Here is a 16,759-nt window from a genome sequence, read left to right as displayed (position 1 = left end):
ATGTATCTCCGATCCCTGCCACCACTGCAGGGGATGGATGCACATCATCATGGTTGTCCCTCTGGCATTACAGTTGGATTGCCTCCTGAGGCGTGCCGACATGGCCAGCTCACCCGCATCCTGGGTTCAGTCCTTCCACTGGAGCCTTGCGACTGCCCCGCTGTAGTCTGTCATCGGGGCCAGCTTGGAGTGCATCATGTAAAGGCACTTCGAGGCGTCTAGAACCCTCTTTTCCGTCTCCGGCGGCATCCTGACGAGCACCCTTACGGATGGGATGTGGACCACCATTGCGGAGAGGCCCTCCAGCACGGGGGTGAAGACGATGCTCCTGAAGTATGGCCTGACCACATCAATCTCCAGGACACCTGTGCCACCGATCTCCCTGTTCATGGACTTCATGGCCTCCGGGCTCACTATGAGTCCGAGGTCTCCATCGTAGCCCTCTGACGATAACCTATCTATGCCCGTTATTATGTCGCTTGAGATCTGGCCTGCCTGCCCTATCTGGCCCGTCCTGACATGTGTCGACCTGTTCCAGGGCGAGAGTGGGTGCGACACCAGTATCTCTTTCTTTAGCCCCATACTGAACTTCCTCTCCTCCCTGCCCAGAACCGCAGAGGCGACCTCTTCCCTCAGGTCCCTCCTTATCTCGACCTGGTGTGTCAGGAAGCTGAGCTGGTGCACCTTGCCCGCGTCCTCAGGGTCCTGGACAGATTCCTCCTTCCACTCGACCTCCCGGAACATCGGGAAGAGCCTGCCACCCACACCACCCTGTGCCTCCCCTGAACCGCCGCTGCCCTTCTCCTGAAACGGAAAGTTCTCTGCCTTACCTATGAGGCGTGATGCCTCCTCCCAGCCACTCGCCATCCTCTTGAAATCCTCTGGCGAATACTCCAGGAGGAGCCTCATGAACTCACCGAAGTGCGCTATTTCCTCCCTGGCTATGTCTTCGTGCACTGCCTTGAACGGCCCTTCCGGTATGTGCCTTGCTTGCTGCAGGTAGAAGTTTATGGCGTCTATCTCCGCCGCCATTGCAAGCCTTATCGACCTAACAGTCTCCTCCCTGTCGAATGGCTCCTTCCTTACCAGCTCTGATGGGTCCTTGGAGAACATGGATGAGTGTAGCTGCTGCATGTATATATAAGTGTATTACAGTCCTGTATCACCTGGCCCTTGCCCCGAGAGGAAGTATGCCCCCGGCCTCACGTAGAGTATGAGGAAGGCAAGGAACGGGGCCCCCACCGCAGCGGTCAGGATGAGGAACGATAACCTGTAGCCGAGCGCTGAGACGATGTAGCCGAAGGCCAGGCCTGTCACGACCTGGACTATGTTGTTGTAGGCTGAGAAGTATGAAAAAGCTACGTTCCTCTCGCTTAGGCCAGTTCCCCTTGAGAGCATTATGGTAGACATGGGGAAGTTCAGCCCATGGGGTATGCCCAGCACCAGAGCGCTGGCGATTATCCCGGCCAGATCCCGTGCCAGGTATAGCATCAACAGGCCTGCCACAGTGAGGGATGTGGACAGCACCACCGGTACGGTGAGCACTTTCACCGGCCTGAAGGAGAGGTAGAGGCGCATGCCAAAGGAGGTGAGGAAAAAGAACACGAAGAGGGAGTATGCCAGTGTCCTCTGCACATGCACCACGGATATCGCGTATATCGGGAGGAAGGCAACTAGGACAACGAATGGCACGGAGTACGAGGTAACAGTGAGTATGGCGGCTATCAACCCAGGCGAGAGCCCTCCCTGCATCCTTGTGCTCTCCACACCTCCCTTCGGGAACGACACCCTCGTCGAAACTATGGCTGTCAGGACGGCCAGAGGTATGAAGGAGACAAATATCTCCCTGTATGTGAGGAGGGAGAGCAGGTACGTCTCGAGGGATGGTCCAAGCACAAGGCTAACACTGAGGCCGACGCTGAATATGGCCAGCTGCCTCTCCACCTGCCTGGCATCCCCCTGCGCGGTAGCACTGGCGTTCAGGTTCGGGAAGACCATGCCTGACAGGAAGCCGAAGAGAGCGGAGAAAGCCCAGACTGTGGCAAAGGAAGAGAAGTAAAGTAGAGCCAGGTTGACAGGTATGATTGACGATGAGGCGATAAGCGCCCGACGCCTGGCACCGCCAGTGAGCCTGGCGTTCAGGAACGTTGAGGACAGGGCAGTGAAGAGATAGATCAGGGCAGTTATGAGGCCCACCTGGAAGCTTGTGAAGGAAAGGTCGTAGCGCCCCAGGAGTGGCACTGTGGTGAACACCATGTTGTTTGTGGACCTGAAGGCTACCGCTGATAGTATGAGTATCAGGTAGTAAGGAAGATGTCTCCTCATCCTATTCCCTCATGGCCACGCTGGCCGCTATCACTATCGGGTCCCACACGGGGCCGAAGGGCGGGGAGTAGCCGAAGTCTGCGAAGAAGAGGTCTTCAAGCCTGGAGCCCCTCGAGATGAGACCTGCAACAGCATTGAGCCTCCAGGCCGACCCAGGACCTCCGAACACCTCAGCACCTGCCACCCTGCCATCGGGAAAGTAGTGGAGGACGAAATCCACGTTCTCCCTTCCGGGATAATAGTTCGCCCTGGAACCCGCAGTTATGTGCACGGACTTGCAGCCAGCATCCCTTGCCCTCTGGCCAGTAAGCCCCGTGAAGCCAAGCTCCTTCCCGAATATCCTGATCAGGGTTGTCCCCAGGGCCCCTGGGAAACTCATTTCACCGCCGGCAGCGTTTGCCCCGGCCACTCTCCCCATCTTGTTGGACACCTGTGCGAGTGGGAACCACCCGTAGTCACCGGTGACGAGGTCCCTGCAGGCTGCCACGTCACCCGCAGCATATACACCCGGTTCGGATGTCAGGCACCTCTCGTCAACCCTGATCGCACCGCTGCCCGTTGTCTGGATGCCTGCATCTGAGGCGATCCTGGAGTTGGGCCTCACTCCCGTGGCTGCAATCACCACATCGGCCCTGACCTGCCCTGAGCTGGTCTCGAGCAGCTTCTGGCCGCCCTTGCCCTCCACAGAGGCCACGGTTGTGTCCCAGAGTATCTTCACCCGGCCTTCCATTTCGGCAGCTACCAGTGCCGATACTTCCTCAGAGAGGGCGGATATGAGCCTGTGCTTCCTCACCACGAGCGTCACACGGAACCCGCCTTCCGAGAGGGCTGACGCAAGCTCGGTCCCGAGGACGCCGCCTCCAACTATTGCTACCTCAGATCCGGGCCTCATCGATGCCTTTATTGATGAGGCCTCTTCCATGCTCCTAAGGGTGTGCACGTCCGGCGAGGAGAGTTCGGGCGGCAGCACAGGGGAGGCCCCTGAGGCTATGATCAGCCTATCGTACGGGAAGTCCCCGCACTGGGACTTCACCACCTGTTTCCCTGTGTCTATTTCAGTTACGCGACAACCTGTCCTGACATCTATCCCCCTTCTCTGCGTGAACTCGGTGACGGGGTAGTGGAGGAGATCCTCCAGATCCTTGACAATGCCCTGGAGGTAGTAGGGCATGCCGCACTCTGCATAGGACACAAAGCGTCCCGCCTCCAGCACAGTTACGCTTGCATGTGGGGATACCCTCTTGGCCTTCGAGGCTGCGGCCATCCCGGCAGCCCCGCCCCCCACCACGACTATGCGCATGCCGGTGTATGCTTTCACTCTATTAGAATTTCACATGCATGAATGCTCTTTCATAAATTATACTGCTAGAAAGATTAATTAGACATGTTTAGCATGCCATCTCAAAATGCCCCCGCAGAGACAGAAGCTAGGTAACACGTTCATAGTGGTTTCATATGTGCTGGCCCTGGCGGCTTTCTTCTATATAGGACAGAAGGTCTCGACCCTTTCCTACCTGGCGGAGGGCTACTTAAAGTTCATTTACACCCATGCTGCCCGTCTCAGGGAAATCGGGGGTGCTGGAGGCCTGAAGAGGGCACTCAACATAGGCCTGCCTGAAAAGGAGGCCGTCGCCGGACTCCTTATCTTTGCCTCGGCGATAGCCATGCTTGTTCTTAATTACCTGGGCTACTTCCACTAGGGGTGGAAGTTGCTTACTGCAAGGTATATGCCAACTGCGATTATCACAGCCGCGAAGGCCCTCTTGAGGTTCCTGGAGTCCGTCTTCTTCGAAAGCCTGGCTCCAGCAAGACCCCCGATTATGCCGCCGGCCACATATAGGATAGCGATCACTGGGTAGAGGTAGCCTGCTATTCCGTACCTTATTGCTGTTACAAGGCCGAAAGTCCCCACTGCCAGAAGGGAGGTCCCCACAGTCCTGTTCATGCCAATGCTGGAAGAGTACAGGAGGGAGGGCACGATGAGGAAACCTCCACCTATTCCGAAGTACCCAGAGGCGAACCCAGCAACCAGGGAAGACAGGGATATCCTGCCATACCTGTTGCCTCCGGCACCCTGCCTCTCCCTCCTCCTCTCGAATAACATGTAAATGCCTATGCCGACCATCACAATGCTGAAGTAAAAGAGAAGGGAACTGCCCGGTGTGATCAGGCCCAGGGTGGTCCCCGCCAGGACGCCCGCCACGCCGATGCCGGCGAATATGGAGCCGATCCTCAGATCAGCGTTGCCGAGGCGCAGGTGCTGGGTGAAGTTGAAGAAGCTGTTCAGGCTCACAGCCAGTGCGGTTGTTCCTATGGCCGCATGAACGTTGTCTATCCCAACGAAGTATATGAAGAGAGGAATGGCGAGTATTGATCCGCCACCACCTATTAGCCCCAGGCTGAAACCCACAAGTACGCCTGAAACCACGGCGAAGGCGTATTCAATTGGAAACATACCCGCTAATCTTTCTCAGATAGATTAATGTTTCCCATTCATGAAAAATAAATCATATTTGTGAATTCAAATCAGTGCTGTGACCTATATATCATGTCGCTCAGTATGGAAAGTATTCTGCCCGCGTTCTCGGAATCTGATGTTATCCAGATCTCGTTGCCAAGCCTGTAAATGTTGCTGAACTCCACACCGTTGAGATAGAGGTATTCAGTTATGAAGAGCGAGAGGCCAGGAGTGTTGGAGGCCTCCTTCGGCGTCCTGATCCTTATGAGCGCGATCTTACCGGGCTCACCTGTCTTGCAGAGGCAGGTATAGTAACCGTCCCTCCTGACAACGAGCAGCGAACCCTCCGGCAGCCTGTCGTTCAGGCCGCACTGCAACTCGTTCAGGCCGTACTCCGCCCAGAGCGTTGCCTGAGAAACTATTCCGAAAATGTTGACATACCTGGGCTCAATGCGTATCTGGGTCAGGGCCTTAGTTATGGAATTGAGGTTCACCTGGCGGCCCAGCATCACCTCCACAGTCCTCTGTATCCTCTTCGCCATGCTTGTGTAATTGCAGAGCCCGCTGCTCACTATCATGGAGTAAGTGGGGTCGCTTGATATTACAGACATGACAGCGCTCTTGATTGTTGTCATATAACCTCCATTGCATTCACATATATGAACAGGATTCGTCTGCGCTCACCATGCCTGAAGCTGCCTTGCCGTACAGATATTCGTTACACTTTTATCCATTATATCCATTACTTAAATGGGGGCAGGCGATGAGCGAAGAAATCGTCAACATAGGCTTTTTCTACGACGTGAAGAGAGGCCATGAGAGTGAATTTGAAAGGCAGTTCTCTGATGTGCTCAGGTACCTTAAGGAAAACGGCAAAGGTATCAAGGACGCAAAGCTCTACAGGGAGGTCGACTCCTCCCAGTACCTGATACTGAGCACTTGGGAGAGCGTTGATGCCTTCAGGGAATTCGTTGAAAGCGAGGCTTTCAAGAGCGTGACCCACTCCGGGGCCGAGATCCTTAACGGCAAGCCCTATCACAGGATATTCCTGACGCACATCCCCCAGTGAGGGCGTGGACATGTGCCTCAGAGGTGCCTGGCTGATTCGGGCACCCAGCACTGCACAGGAAGGGAGGGCAAGCCCGGACCCCACTTTCATGGCTAGGACGGCCCCTTGCCTCTACGGATCGTGGGTTCCCACAGCATGAAGTCCAGCCTCCAGGCCGCCACCTGCATGCAAAAAGAGTTGTCTGCCAGCCTGGCCTTACTCCCCAAGCAACCCACAGCAGTGTGATATTCTCAGCATGCACAACATTATTATCCACACTACCGCTATTTGCCACCATGCTTCTGTCCCACCATGAGGATCCCATTTCGGCTTACAGGGAGAACATAGAGAGGAAGGTCAGGGAGTGCTATGACCTTGCCCAGAGGGCCCGTTCACAGGGTAGGGACGTTACCGACAGGGTTGAGATCCCCCTGGCCTCAGATATGGCGGACAGAGTGGAGGAGCTCATCTCGATCCCTGGCATAGCGGCGGAGATAAGGGAGCTCGGGGAGAAGATGAGCAGGGAAGAGGTAGCCATAGAGATGGCGAGGCGTGTGGCATCCAGGCTGTCAGGACAGGGGACAGAGGCTGCACTGGACAAGGCCGTCAGGGTAGGCCTTGCCATACTCACAGAGGGCATCCTTGTCGCTCCTCTTGAAGGCATCGGCGGCGTGTACATATCAAAGAACGATGACGGCAGCACTTACGCGGGGATCGTTTATGCTGGGCCCATAAGGGGAGCCGGTGGCACCGCGCAGGCTTTGAGTGTCCTGATAGGTGATGTGGTGAGGAGGGAGCTCGGCATCGGGAGGTTCTTGCCCACCGAGGACGAGATTGAGCGCTACATAGAGGAGGTACAGGCCTACAACCGCGTGAAGCACCTCCAGTACATGCCAACCGCTGAGGAGATCAAGCTGGTCATACAGAATTCCCCCATATGCATCGATGGCGAGGGCAGTGAGGAGGAAGAGGTCTCCGGCCACAGGGACATGAAGAGGATCAGGACGAACAGGATAAGAGGAGGGATGTGCCTTGTGCTCTGCGAGGGCCTGATCCAGAAGGCAAAGAAAGTTCTCAAGTACACTAATGCCCTGAGGCTGGAGGAGTGGAACTTCCTCTCCCAGCTGACGGGCAAGAAGGAAGACGGTTCAAGCGAGAAGAAGTCAGAGAAGTTCCTGAAGGATCTTATAGCGGGCAGGCCGGTGTTCACGCACCCCGGCAGGCCAGGTGGGTTCAGGCTCAGGTACGGGCGCTCCAGGGTCTCTGGCCTTGCAGCCGTCTCCCTTAACCCGGCCACCATGTACGTGATGGACAAGTTCATTGCCATAGGCTCCCAGCTCAAGCTAGAGATGCCTGGCAAAGCCGGGGCAATAACTCCCTGCGACGAGATAGACGGCCCGATGGTCAGGCTCTCCAACGGTGACCACGTGCGCATAGACAGGCTTGAGGACGCAAAGATGCTTGAGAATGAGATCACTGAAATAACGGATGCCGGGGAGATCCTCATATCCTACGGTGACTTCCTTGAGAACAACCACGTCCTCGAGACACCATCTTTCACAGCTGAGTGGTGGAGGATATACGCCTCAAGGTTCCCCGAGCTCTCAAAGTATGTGTCATCCAGGCCAGGCTCAAGGGAGGCTGTGGAGATCTCTGTAAGGTATGGGGTCCCACTGCACCCCGCATGGGACTACTTCTGGCACGATATCAGCGTAGATGAGCTCAGGGAACTCAGGGACCTGGCGATGGCCTCCAGGGTATCTGGAGAGGATGCCCTGATGGATGCCAGGGCTGAAGATACCCTGGTGAAGCTCGGTGTTGAATTCAGGAAGGTGGAAGGGGGCATCCTTGTCAGGGACGCGTTCGCACTCTTCTACTCCATGGGCCTCAGGATCTCTGGAGGTTCGGTGGAGAAGTTCGGGGAGATCGAGGGAAAGGACGCTGTTGAGTGCGTGAACAGGGCATCCGGAATAGCGATAAAGCCACGTGCACCCACCAGGGTGGGGGCGAGGATGGGCAGGCCGGAGAAGGCTGGGGACAGGAAGATGAAACCCATGGTGCACGTGCTGTTCCCTGTGGAGAACTACGGCGACACCAGGAGGTCCATCAAGAACGCAGGCAAGACCGGGACAATAAAGGTGGAGGTACAGGCAAGGTCATGCAGGTCATGCGGCTACCAGGGCCCGCAGCCACTGTGCCCCGAGTGCGGTTCCACCACATCGCCGGTGAGGACCACGGAGATGGATGTGGACCTAGACCTGATACTGAGGAGGGCCGAGGAGCGCCTCTCCATAGACCTGGAGCAGATAGGTGAGCTGAAGGGTGTCAAGAAGCTCATGTCCAGGAACAGGGTGTGCGAGCCCATTGAAAAGGGCATCCTGAGGGCCTACCACGGCATATCCACCAACAAGGACGGGACTGCCAGGTTCGACATGACAGACATACCCATAACACACTTCAGGCCAGAGGAGATAGGGGTCAGCAGGGAGAGGCTCCAGGAGCTGGGCTACAGGGGTGACGGAATCCTCGAACTGTACCCGCAGGACATAATAATACCGAGGCAGGCCGCGGAATACCTGCTCAGGGTTGCAAGGTTCGTAGATGACCTGCTTGTGAAGTACTATGGAATGGAGCCTTACTACATGTGCGAGAGCGCCGATGACCTCATTGGGCACCTGGTCATAGGACTGGCGCCGCACACGTCAGGTGGAATAGTTGGTAGGATCATAGGGTTCTCGGATGTAAGTGCATGCTATGCACACCCCCTCTTCCACGCGGCCAAGAGGAGGAACTGCGACGGTGATGAGGACAGCGTCATGCTGCTCATGGATGGCCTCCTTAACTTCTCCAGGGAGTTCCTGCCTTCCACCACCGGGGGCCTCATGGATGCGCCCCTAGTGCTGACAGTGAACCTGAGGCCTGATGAGGTGGACAAGGAGGCCATGAACCTCGATACCATGTGGGAGTACCCTGAGGAGTTCTACCTTGCCGCGGAGAGGCACGCAATGCCTTCTGAAATAGAGGGCATAATGAAGCCATACAAGAAGTTCATTGCTGAAAATGGAACCTACTACGGCATAGGTTACACGCACGACACCAGGGACATATCTGAGGGGGTAAAGGTCTCCTCTTACAAGACAATAGAGAGCATGGAGGAAAAGATATCAATGCAGCTGGGTCTAGCTTCGAAGCTCAGGGCGGTTGACGTTGATGATGTCGCGGCAAGGGTCCTGGAGTCCCACTTCCTCCCCGACATATTCGGGAACTTCCGCCGCTTCTTCTCCCAGGAGTTCAGGTGCACAAAGTGCAACACCAAGTACAGGAGAGTGCCACTGTCGGGAAAGTGCCTGCGCTGCGGTAACCCGCAGCTCACGCTGACGATTCACAGGGGCAGCATAGTAAAGTACATGGACGAGACCATAAAGATGGCGGAGAAATATAACCTGCCCTGGTACCTGAAGATGAGGATCGACAATCTTGTGAAGACCATAGAGGGGACATTCGGAGAGGAGGAGAGGAAAGAGGTTATTGGGCTGGAGGCATACCAGGGAAGGTAGCGATGATAGGTTCACTCTTCGTTACAGGCCCAGCTGGTACTGGAAAATCGACGCTCTGCGGAGCCCTGAAGGAGTGGTTCATAAAGCAGGAGTACGACGTTGCGGTCGTTAACCTGGACCCCGGGTCAGAGTTCGTGCCGTATGAACCGGATGTGGATGTGAGGGAGATCATATCGCTACCGGACGTGATGTCTGAATTCAACCTTGGCCCAAACGGGGCCCAGATAGTGGCTTCTGACCTTATGCTGGAGAACGTGGACAAGATGCAGGAATACCTCTCTGAGTTCAACGACTACTACGTTATATTCGATACGCCGGGCCAGATAGAGCTCTTCGCGTTTAGGCAGGGCAGCCCGATGCTTGTGGACAAGCTGTCCGGTGGCAGGGCCATGCTAGCATTCGTCACCGATGCGGTCCTCTCAACATCGCCCTCCGGCCTTGTCTCACAGATGATGCTCTACGGTTCCGTGTTTTCGAGGTTCTACAAACCAATGCTGTATATAGTGAACAAGACCGACCTCATCGGTGAGGACGACCTTGACGAGATCAAGACGTGGTTCAACGACTCAGAGGAGCTGCGCAACGCGCTGTTCGAGGAGAGGCAGGAGATGCTGAAGGACTACCTTTCAGGTGTGATAACGGCCCTGCAGGACAGCGGGATGTTTTCCGAGATCATACCCGTCTCCTCCAGGGACTTCACGGGACTCGAGGACATATACAGCAAGATGTCCCTCTTCTTCGAGGGCGGAGCGGACACGGACACGCTATACAGGGACGACTGAAAAATTCGGTGGCGCAGTTGCTCAGCCTGATGGTAAACTAATTTAGGTGTGACCGTATGCGGTCATGATGTCGGCCAAGCACCACTGCATAATATGCGGCACACTCATATATTCAGGCCTCTACTGTTCAACCTGCAACGCCGAGGTCACCAGGTCCAGAACCCTGGATGAAGAGAGCCTGGAGGAATGGATTTCCAGGAAGAGAGACGAGAGGTTAAGGGTCAGCAGGCACGGATCTGAGGGGGAGATACCTCTCGAGGACTTCGCCTGAGTGCCCTAATGCATAAGAGAACTGCCATCCCCTGAAGAGTGGAATTCGCCAGGCCCTGATTGCCTGTTGGCTTGGACGCTGGAAGTCCGTGTTCACATGGCCCTGCGTGGCTGGACGTGTTTTCCGCAGGCCATGGACTTACTATGAAATGGGTGAAGGGCAGTCCATTTCAGGTGACCATATCGGAATAGAAGGGCCCGCCTGACTCTTCCATTGGCATAAATAATTTATATATCATATCACTGGTCACCTGTCCCGGCAGTACACTCCCGAGTCAAGGGTACGTCATCATCTCCCCCTGCCGGGACAATTTGTAAACTTGAACAACCATAGTATCTTCATTCCGGCCACTGCGTCTTGCAAATCTCGAAACTTTTTTACCTGTTGAAATTATAAACGAGCGGTGAAAACATGGCAGAGAAATGGGAGACAAAGGACAAGCTGAAACCCAAGGGACTTGACGGGATATCGGACCAGCAGATAGAGTACCACTTCGAGACCCACTACAAGGGCTACGTGAACAAGCTAAACGAGATATGGGAGAGGCTCCCAAACGCCGACAGGAGCAAGGCGAACCAGAACTACAGCGAGCTGAGGGAACTCAAGCTTGAGGAGACGTTCAACTACGACGGTGCCCTCCTGCACGAGCTGTACTTCGAGAGCCTTGCTAACGTGAAGGCACAGGTACCGGAATTCGTCAAGAAGCAGATTGAGAAGGACTTCGGCAGCTACGAGAAGTGGGTCGAGGATTTTAAGGCCACTGGCATAGCCTTCAGGGGATGGTCGCTTCTCGTCTTCGACCTGAACACTGGCAAGCTCAGGAATATAGGCGCGGATGCGCACAACATGAACGGCATATGGAATGCCATAGTCATACTGGCCCTCGACGTGTATGAGCATGCCTACTATACAGACTACGGTGCAAAGAGGGCCCCGTACCTCGACGCCTTCATGAGGAACGTGAAGTGGGACGTTGTTGAGAAGAGGCTGAGGCAGGCCATAAAAGCCTACGAGGCCTTCAAGTCCTAAACAAAACCAATTTTTTCAGGTGCATTCGACACCGTTAAATCCGCATGTGCGTTTTCATTGCGTGCTGGCGCAAGGGAGTGCAGTGGAACGCCTCAGGGAACAGGTACTTTCGGGCTCGACCAGCGTTATCGACGCCGTTTCTGCCCTGATGGATACGCCAGTGCGCTCTGAAGTCGAATCAAGGGCGGAGGAGTTCAGGGTGCTGAGGTCTTCCGATCCCCTCACCCTCTTTGGCGAACTCTGCTTCTGCATCATCACCGCGAACACCTCTGCGGAACTCGGTCTCAGAATGCAGCGCCTAGTACCCAAAGAGTTCTTCGCCTTTTCCAGCTACGATGCACTCGTGTCCAGGATGCACTCCCACCACTGCAGGTTCTACAGGACGAGGTCACAGTACATATACAGGGCCAGGTGGGTACTGCCACTGCTTCCGGCAATCGTCAATGAGAGGGACCGCTTCTACGCCAGGGAGTTCATGGTGGCGAACGTCGATGGCCTTGGGTACAAAGAGGCGTCACACTTCCTGAGGAACGTTGGTGTGTTCGACTTCGCCATACTCGACAAGCATGTCCTGCGCCTTGTGTCCAGGGAAATCGATGTCTCGGCTTTCAGGGCAGGCTCCGCGAAGAGCTACCTTGCCGTAGAGAGAGAACTGGCTGGGATGGCGTCACAGATTGGCCTGGAGCCAGGCATATTCGACCTCTACCTCTGGAAGATAGCCACCGGAAGGGTGCTCAAGTAGGCTGTCCATGTTTATTAGGAAAGCCCTGATACTCAAACATGCTTTCCTACCTGGAATCTGCAAGGATAGACGCAAATTACAGGTACTTTTACGGTGACCTCTTCAGGCTCATGCTGAATGCAGGCCGGGCTGTCAGCGAAGTCGTAGAGGAGGAGTTCGGGAAGGGGCAGAGGATATGCGTCGTGTGCGGGTCCGGGAACAACGGTGGGGACGGCATAGTTGCGGCCTCCGAGCTCATAAAGTCAAACTCGGTATCCGTGATAGCTCTGAGGGGCAGGGAGTCTCTGTCTACGGACATGCTGAAGAGGGCAGTTGAGACATACAACGGGCCGATAGAGGGCCCGGAAATGCTTGACCAGTGCATAGCGAACTGCACCATAGTAATAGATGCGATCCTGGGGGTAGGTGCGCACGGCACACCGAGGGAACCATATGCCTCTGCAATCAGGAAGATCAATACCAGTGGAAAGGCCGTTGTGTCAATCGATGTACCCTCGGGCCTGGGCTCCGAGATAGCAGTGAGACCCCACATAACTGTAACCTTCACGGATGTCAAGGAGGGCATGACAGGAGAGAACAGTGGTAAGATCGTCGTCAGGGACATAGGGATACCCAGGGACGCAGTGTACAGGGCAGGCCCTGGTGACATGCTCTTCTACCCCTATCCGGAGCCGGGGTCGCACAAGGGCATGAACGGCACACTCTCGGTATTTGGAGGCTGGTCATACTACGGCTCCGCCGTGATAGCCGCCAGGGCAGCTCTTGCAGCGGGCTGCGACCTGGTCAAGGTCTACACCACGAGGGAGAACGCACCGCTCATAGCTTCGCATTCCTTCGAATACATGGTGTCGAGCATAGGTGATTCGGTGCCAGAAGAAGCCTTCAGGTCCAGGTGCATACTCCTGGGACCAGGCCTTGGAAGGGACTTTGACAGGCGCATAGTTTCACAGATCATAATGAGGGCCCAGAGAATTGTCCTGGATGCAGATCCCCTGAGGCTCCTGCCCCATCTGGGCGACCTGTCCGGCAAGGAGGTCGTGGTCACGCCCCATGCATCGGAATTCAGGGATATGAGTGGCATGGACCCCGTGCCGGAGAACGCCATGGAGTTCGCGAAGTCGCATGGTGTCGTCGTGGTCTTAAAGGGAGAGGAGGACATAATAACTGACGGCAACTCTTTGTACAGGTGCACTGGGGGCAACCCGAGGATGACTATGGGAGGCACGGGCGACATGCTCGCCGGGCTGATCTCTGCCCTCATGTCAAAGGGAATGCCAGCACTGAGGGCATCGCTCCTCGGTACCTTCATCAACAAGTCAGCAGCCGACATGTGCATGGAGAGGAAGGGCCTATGGTACAGCGTATCCGACATGATCGGGGCAGTGCCGGAGGTGTTCCTCAGGTACTCTGACGGTGCAAAGATTAATAGTTTCAGGGCGCATTGAAAACCATGGATGGGCCCGGCCAGGATGAGGAGACCTGGCAACAGGAGACGTTCTACTCCTACTTCAGGAACGTCGCCGACTCCAGGAGGTCTTACCCTGCGCTTATCTTCAGGGGCAAGAGGATAACATACCAGACGCTCCTGCGCTTTTCCGATTCCCTCTGCATGAACCTCACCACGCGTGTGCCCGTCACCGGGGAGAGGAGGCTCGCTGTGCTGACCGGAAATACGCCGCCAAGCGTAATGGCGCTGCTGGCCGCCTCAAGGTCGGGCACGCAGGTTGAGTTCATCGACCCCACGCTGCCCGCGGACATAATCAGGAAACGGCTGGACTTGACCGGGGCCTCAATTGTGCTTGTTAATGAGGAGGACTTCCACAGGGTGAAGGATGCAGAGAGGACCACGGTGGTCTGCAGACCACAGGACTTCATGTCTTTCGAGGCGTCCGTGTCCTACTCCATAAGGACTTCGCTGAGGTCTGAGAGGAGGCCGAGGTACGGAGATGCTGTGATCAAGCTGACGGATCTAATATTCGATGGCTCCGGTGGTGTCCCAGAGAGCCTGGACGTTGAGACACCGTGGCTCAGGCTGTACGGCTTTGATGCCTCCGGCTCACAGGCGGTCTTCGAGGTGTCACAGGGGCAGTGCATGGCCCTCGCCCGTGCCTTCGCCAGGAGGTTCATGAACAGCGATGGCCGCCTGAACCTCGTCAATACCGTGCCAGCCTTCCATGAGGCGGCCATTGTTGACGGCATCATTGCACCCCTGAGCACCGGAGGGTCCAGTGCCCTTGTCATGGATACATACGACACAGTGGAGGCCATATCGGCCTGCAGAGATGCGGGTCGGCCGGTACTTCTGGCCCCAGGCCTGCTCCTTGACCTCATCGTACGTGAGGGTCTCCATGCCTCACTCCGCGGCGTTTCTGTGACGGTTTCCGTTGGCCACCCGGGCAGCCATGCCATGGAGGCACTGCACAGCGTCCCAGTCACGGCCCTGATCGCTGCATCGCACCCCGCGGCCCCAGGGATATTCTCAGCAGAGAATGCCACGAAGGATCAGGCAGGCGATTCATACGGCACGCCTCTCGAGGGCGTTTCCCTAGAGATCGTTGGAGATGATGGTTCCGTGCTTCCTGAGGGCCAGGAGGGATACCTCAACATCAGGCACCAGTACGGGAATGTTGAGACGGGCATCAGGGCATTCACCAGATCCGGTCTGCTCCACATAAGGCGACCGCCCGGCGATGTCCTGATGAACGGTGGCTTCTACATAGACCCCGTTGAACTTGAGGACCTCATCTGCAGGTCTGGTGCAGTGAAGGAGTGTGCAGCGCTGTCCACAGATGAGGGAATAGAGGTCTTTGCAGTACCGGCCTCGGATGGGTGGGAGGGGCAGCTTGGCAACTACTCGCAGAGGAACATCCCCTACTACATGAGGCCCTCGAGGTTCAGGAGGGTGGAGAGCATCCCAAGGAACATGAATGGCGAGGTGGTGAGGAGGCTCCTGGTCGAGGAAGAGTGATTCACTTCTCCCTCCACCTGGTCAGGTACCTTGCGGCCAGGAAATACACCAGTGTCTCCGCAACGAGCACGTATGCCATGTACGGGAGCGGCCTTGCCAGGCCGAAGAAACCCTGTGTGAGTACGGCGGCTGGCGTTGCCGGCGAGATCGAGAGTGCCCACAGTGCATACTTCGGTATGTATGTGTACGGGTAGAATGTGGGCGGTAGCACCGTCATGACCACAGAGAGGATGCCTGCGATGCCCCATACGTTCCTGACGTGCTTGATGCTCTCCGCTATGATGAATGCTATGGCAGATGTCGCTACAACTAGGAGGACAAGGACACCGAAGAGGCCCGCCGAGCCGAGGGGTGTGAATATGTGGAACGCCACCCCAAGGGCTACGTAGAGAGCCATGCCCGGCAGGGAGAATACAAGGTAGCTCAGGGTGAGGCCAAGCATGTAGTCCACGGGCGATACGCTGCTAGCCACAAAGAGGTCTTGGATCCTCAGCTGGAGCCTCAGGAAAGCAGCGTCTCCTGCGCTTGACAGCGCAACGCTTGCCACCAGCGTTATGAAGCCGCCCGCTATGGCAAAGGGCAGCAGGCGGCCCCTGGATATAACGAAGACCAGGAAGAGCAGTGTCAGTGGAGAGCTCAGCGATGCCACCACGTAGGAAGGGCCCCTGGTGACCGTCCGGAACCCGTAGTACCAGGCGAGTAGGAATGAGAACTTAAGGTTCAACGAGAACACCGTGAGCGAGGAAGAGGTCATCAAGCGTTATGGCCTTCACAGTGCACCCCCTGTCAATGTAGCTCTCCGCCTCTGACCTGGGGGCGTACCCTATGAACATGTTTCCTATCCTCATTGAGGGGCCACCAGGGTCGAAGGAACACTCCACCCTTATCTTCCCCCTGAACTTTGAGAGCAGGTCCTGCACTGTTCCCTTCTCCAGCACGGTCCCGTTGTCTATGAGGACCACCTTTCTGGACAGTTCCTGGGCCTCCTCCATGTAGTGCGTGGTGAGGATCACGTTCCCGTCAAGCTCCCTCACGGCGGACCAGACCTCTATCCTGGAGAGGGGATCAAGGCCTGTTGTCGGCTCGTCCAGGAAGACCGTGTCCACGTTTGCTGCCAGTGCCATAGCAACAAATATCTTCCTCTTCATGCCGCCGGACAGGGTGTCCGAGGGTGCGTTCCTGAACTCCCTCAGCCCCAGCTGGTCAAGAGTCTTGAGTGCAAGCACATGCGCGTCGTGGAAGGACATGCCCCTGCCCACAAGGAAGAGCTTGACGAGCTCCACTGGAGTGAGTATGCCTATGGGGCCCGATTCCTGTGGTATGCTCACAACGTTCCTCCTTACCTCCTGGGTATCCTTGAGTATGTCCAGGCCGTTTATCAGGGCTGTCCCGGAGGTTGGCTCGAGCTGCGTGGACAGTATCCTTATGAGAGTTGTCTTTCCTGCACCGTTCCGCCCTATTATCGATGTAACACCGTCTTCCAGTTCCAGGTTTATGCCCTTCAGGGCGTGGGGCCCGTCCCTGTACCTCTTTTCAAGGTCAATTATTTTTATCATAATATTTCTCGACGGAGCAAAGT

Annotated in this window: 16 protein-coding genes; 9 read left to right on the top strand and 7 right to left on the bottom strand. The window is 56.1% G+C overall.

Annotated features, from left to right (window positions below; all coding sequences use genetic code 11):
* Nucleotides 1–126: 126 nt before the first annotated feature.
* The 3 genes from IEW66_RS02535 to IEW66_RS02525 are packed head-to-tail and all read right to left on the bottom strand — an operon-like array spanning nucleotide 127 to nucleotide 3,625.
* A complete protein-coding gene (locus IEW66_RS02535) occupies nucleotides 127–1,113 on the bottom strand; it encodes an encapsulin (RefSeq protein WP_188680039.1) in 987 nt (328 codons plus the stop codon).
* 36 nt (nucleotides 1,114–1,149) lie between these two features.
* Nucleotides 1,150–2,325 carry an MFS transporter gene (locus IEW66_RS02530; protein WP_188680037.1) on the bottom strand — a complete coding sequence of 392 codons (1,176 nt, stop codon included), beginning with the start codon at nucleotides 2,323–2,325 and terminating at the stop codon, nucleotides 1,150–1,152.
* Nucleotide 2,326: 1 nt separating this feature from the next.
* Nucleotides 2,327–3,625 (bottom strand): FAD-dependent oxidoreductase, encoded by a 1,299-nt coding sequence (locus IEW66_RS02525; protein WP_188680035.1) that lies wholly within the window; start codon nucleotides 3,623–3,625, stop codon nucleotides 2,327–2,329.
* 106 nt (nucleotides 3,626–3,731) lie between these two features.
* On the opposite strand from IEW66_RS02525, the gene IEW66_RS02520 reads away from it, so the two are divergent.
* The gene (locus IEW66_RS02520; RefSeq protein WP_188680033.1) at nucleotides 3,732–4,025 is read left to right on the top strand and encodes a hypothetical protein; all 294 of its coding nucleotides are present in this window, start codon (nucleotides 3,732–3,734) and stop codon (nucleotides 4,023–4,025) included.
* Here IEW66_RS02520 and IEW66_RS02515 read toward each other — a convergent pair.
* Entirely contained in the window at nucleotides 4,022–4,780 is a 759-nt protein-coding gene (locus tag IEW66_RS02515; RefSeq protein WP_188680031.1) for a sulfite exporter TauE/SafE family protein, read from the bottom strand. The genes IEW66_RS02520 and IEW66_RS02515 overlap by 4 nt on opposite strands.
* Before the next feature lie 71 nt (nucleotides 4,781–4,851).
* The gene (locus tag IEW66_RS02510; protein WP_188680029.1) at nucleotides 4,852–5,418 is read right to left on the bottom strand and encodes a hypothetical protein; all 567 of its coding nucleotides are present in this window, start codon (nucleotides 5,416–5,418) and stop codon (nucleotides 4,852–4,854) included.
* Nucleotides 5,419–5,546: 128 nt separating this feature from the next.
* Between IEW66_RS02510 and IEW66_RS02505 the strand changes: the two genes are divergently transcribed.
* The 8 genes from IEW66_RS02505 to IEW66_RS02470 all read left to right on the top strand — a co-directional run bounded on the left by IEW66_RS02505 (nucleotide 5,547) and on the right by IEW66_RS02470 (nucleotide 15,180).
* A complete protein-coding gene (locus IEW66_RS02505) occupies nucleotides 5,547–5,852 on the top strand; it encodes an antibiotic biosynthesis monooxygenase family protein (RefSeq protein ID WP_229657450.1) in 306 nt (101 codons plus the stop codon).
* Nucleotides 5,853–6,127: 275 nt separating this feature from the next.
* Nucleotides 6,128–9,388, top strand: coding sequence for a DNA polymerase II large subunit (locus tag IEW66_RS02500; protein WP_188680027.1), 3,261 nt, complete (start codon nucleotides 6,128–6,130; stop codon nucleotides 9,386–9,388).
* Between the two features lie 2 nt (nucleotides 9,389–9,390).
* Nucleotides 9,391–10,170 carry an ATP/GTP-binding protein gene (locus tag IEW66_RS02495; protein WP_188680025.1) on the top strand — a complete coding sequence of 260 codons (780 nt, stop codon included), beginning with the start codon at nucleotides 9,391–9,393 and terminating at the stop codon, nucleotides 10,168–10,170.
* A 64-nt stretch (nucleotides 10,171–10,234) separates the two neighbouring features.
* The gene (locus tag IEW66_RS02490; protein ID WP_229657449.1) at nucleotides 10,235–10,441 is read left to right on the top strand and encodes a C1 domain-containing protein; all 207 of its coding nucleotides are present in this window, start codon (nucleotides 10,235–10,237) and stop codon (nucleotides 10,439–10,441) included.
* Between the two features lie 411 nt (nucleotides 10,442–10,852).
* Nucleotides 10,853–11,470, top strand: coding sequence for a superoxide dismutase (locus IEW66_RS02485; RefSeq protein WP_188680021.1), 618 nt, complete (start codon nucleotides 10,853–10,855; stop codon nucleotides 11,468–11,470).
* 61 nt (nucleotides 11,471–11,531) lie between these two features.
* Complete coding sequence (locus tag IEW66_RS02480) at nucleotides 11,532–12,212, top strand: N-glycosylase/DNA lyase (protein WP_188680018.1); 681 nt, start codon at nucleotides 11,532–11,534, stop codon at nucleotides 12,210–12,212.
* A 38-nt stretch (nucleotides 12,213–12,250) separates the two neighbouring features.
* A complete protein-coding gene (locus IEW66_RS02475) occupies nucleotides 12,251–13,657 on the top strand; it encodes an NAD(P)H-hydrate dehydratase (protein WP_188680016.1) in 1,407 nt (468 codons plus the stop codon).
* Nucleotides 13,658–13,662: 5 nt separating this feature from the next.
* Nucleotides 13,663–15,180: an AMP-binding protein gene (locus IEW66_RS02470; protein ID WP_188680014.1), complete on the top strand. Its 1,518-nt coding sequence runs from the start codon at nucleotides 13,663–13,665 to the stop codon at nucleotides 15,178–15,180.
* Between the two features lies 1 nt (nucleotide 15,181).
* Here IEW66_RS02470 and IEW66_RS02465 read toward each other — a convergent pair whose 3' ends face one another.
* Nucleotides 15,182–15,904, bottom strand: coding sequence for an ABC transporter permease (locus tag IEW66_RS02465; protein ID WP_188680012.1), 723 nt, complete (start codon nucleotides 15,902–15,904; stop codon nucleotides 15,182–15,184).
* Nucleotides 15,894–16,736 carry an ABC transporter ATP-binding protein gene (locus IEW66_RS02460; protein ID WP_188680010.1) on the bottom strand — a complete coding sequence of 281 codons (843 nt, stop codon included), beginning with the start codon at nucleotides 16,734–16,736 and terminating at the stop codon, nucleotides 15,894–15,896. The genes IEW66_RS02465 and IEW66_RS02460 overlap by 11 nt, the downstream gene beginning before the upstream one ends.
* Nucleotides 16,737–16,759 lie beyond the last annotated feature (23 nt).

The sequence above is a fragment of the Thermogymnomonas acidicola genome (genome assembly GCF_014646795.1).
In the GTDB taxonomy this organism is placed as follows: Archaea; Thermoplasmatota; Thermoplasmata; order Thermoplasmatales; family Thermoplasmataceae; genus Thermogymnomonas; species Thermogymnomonas acidicola.
Note: the sequence above shows the minus strand (reverse complement) of the source record. Positions and strands in the feature narration are given on the sequence as shown.

What these genes read in the sequence shown, in the direction of transcription:
- IEW66_RS02535 (WP_188680039.1), bottom strand. Translation starts at nt 1,113, where the DNA reads ATGTTCTCCAAGGACCCATCAGAGCTGGTAAGGAAGGAGCCATTCGAC.
- IEW66_RS02530 (WP_188680037.1), bottom strand. Translation starts at nt 2,325, where the DNA reads ATGAGGAGACATCTTCCTTACTACCTGATACTCATACTATCAGCGGTA.
- IEW66_RS02525 (WP_188680035.1), bottom strand. Translation starts at nt 3,625, where the DNA reads ATGCGCATAGTCGTGGTGGGGGGCGGGGCTGCCGGGATGGCCGCAGCC.
- IEW66_RS02520 (WP_188680033.1), top strand. Translation starts at nt 3,732, where the DNA reads ATGCCCCCGCAGAGACAGAAGCTAGGTAACACGTTCATAGTGGTTTCA.
- IEW66_RS02515 (WP_188680031.1), bottom strand. Translation starts at nt 4,780, where the DNA reads ATGTTTCCAATTGAATACGCCTTCGCCGTGGTTTCAGGCGTACTTGTG.
- IEW66_RS02510 (WP_188680029.1), bottom strand. Translation starts at nt 5,418, where the DNA reads ATGACAACAATCAAGAGCGCTGTCATGTCTGTAATATCAAGCGACCCC.
- IEW66_RS02505 (WP_229657450.1), top strand. Translation starts at nt 5,547, where the DNA reads ATGAGCGAAGAAATCGTCAACATAGGCTTTTTCTACGACGTGAAGAGA.
- IEW66_RS02500 (WP_188680027.1), top strand. Translation starts at nt 6,128, where the DNA reads ATGCTTCTGTCCCACCATGAGGATCCCATTTCGGCTTACAGGGAGAAC.
- IEW66_RS02495 (WP_188680025.1), top strand. Translation starts at nt 9,391, where the DNA reads ATGATAGGTTCACTCTTCGTTACAGGCCCAGCTGGTACTGGAAAATCG.
- IEW66_RS02490 (WP_229657449.1), top strand. Translation starts at nt 10,235, where the DNA reads ATGATGTCGGCCAAGCACCACTGCATAATATGCGGCACACTCATATAT.
- IEW66_RS02485 (WP_188680021.1), top strand. Translation starts at nt 10,853, where the DNA reads ATGGCAGAGAAATGGGAGACAAAGGACAAGCTGAAACCCAAGGGACTT.
- IEW66_RS02475 (WP_188680016.1), top strand. Translation starts at nt 12,251, where the DNA reads ATGCTTTCCTACCTGGAATCTGCAAGGATAGACGCAAATTACAGGTAC.
- IEW66_RS02470 (WP_188680014.1), top strand. Translation starts at nt 13,663, where the DNA reads ATGGATGGGCCCGGCCAGGATGAGGAGACCTGGCAACAGGAGACGTTC.
- IEW66_RS02460 (WP_188680010.1), bottom strand. Translation starts at nt 16,736, where the DNA reads ATGATAAAAATAATTGACCTTGAAAAGAGGTACAGGGACGGGCCCCAC.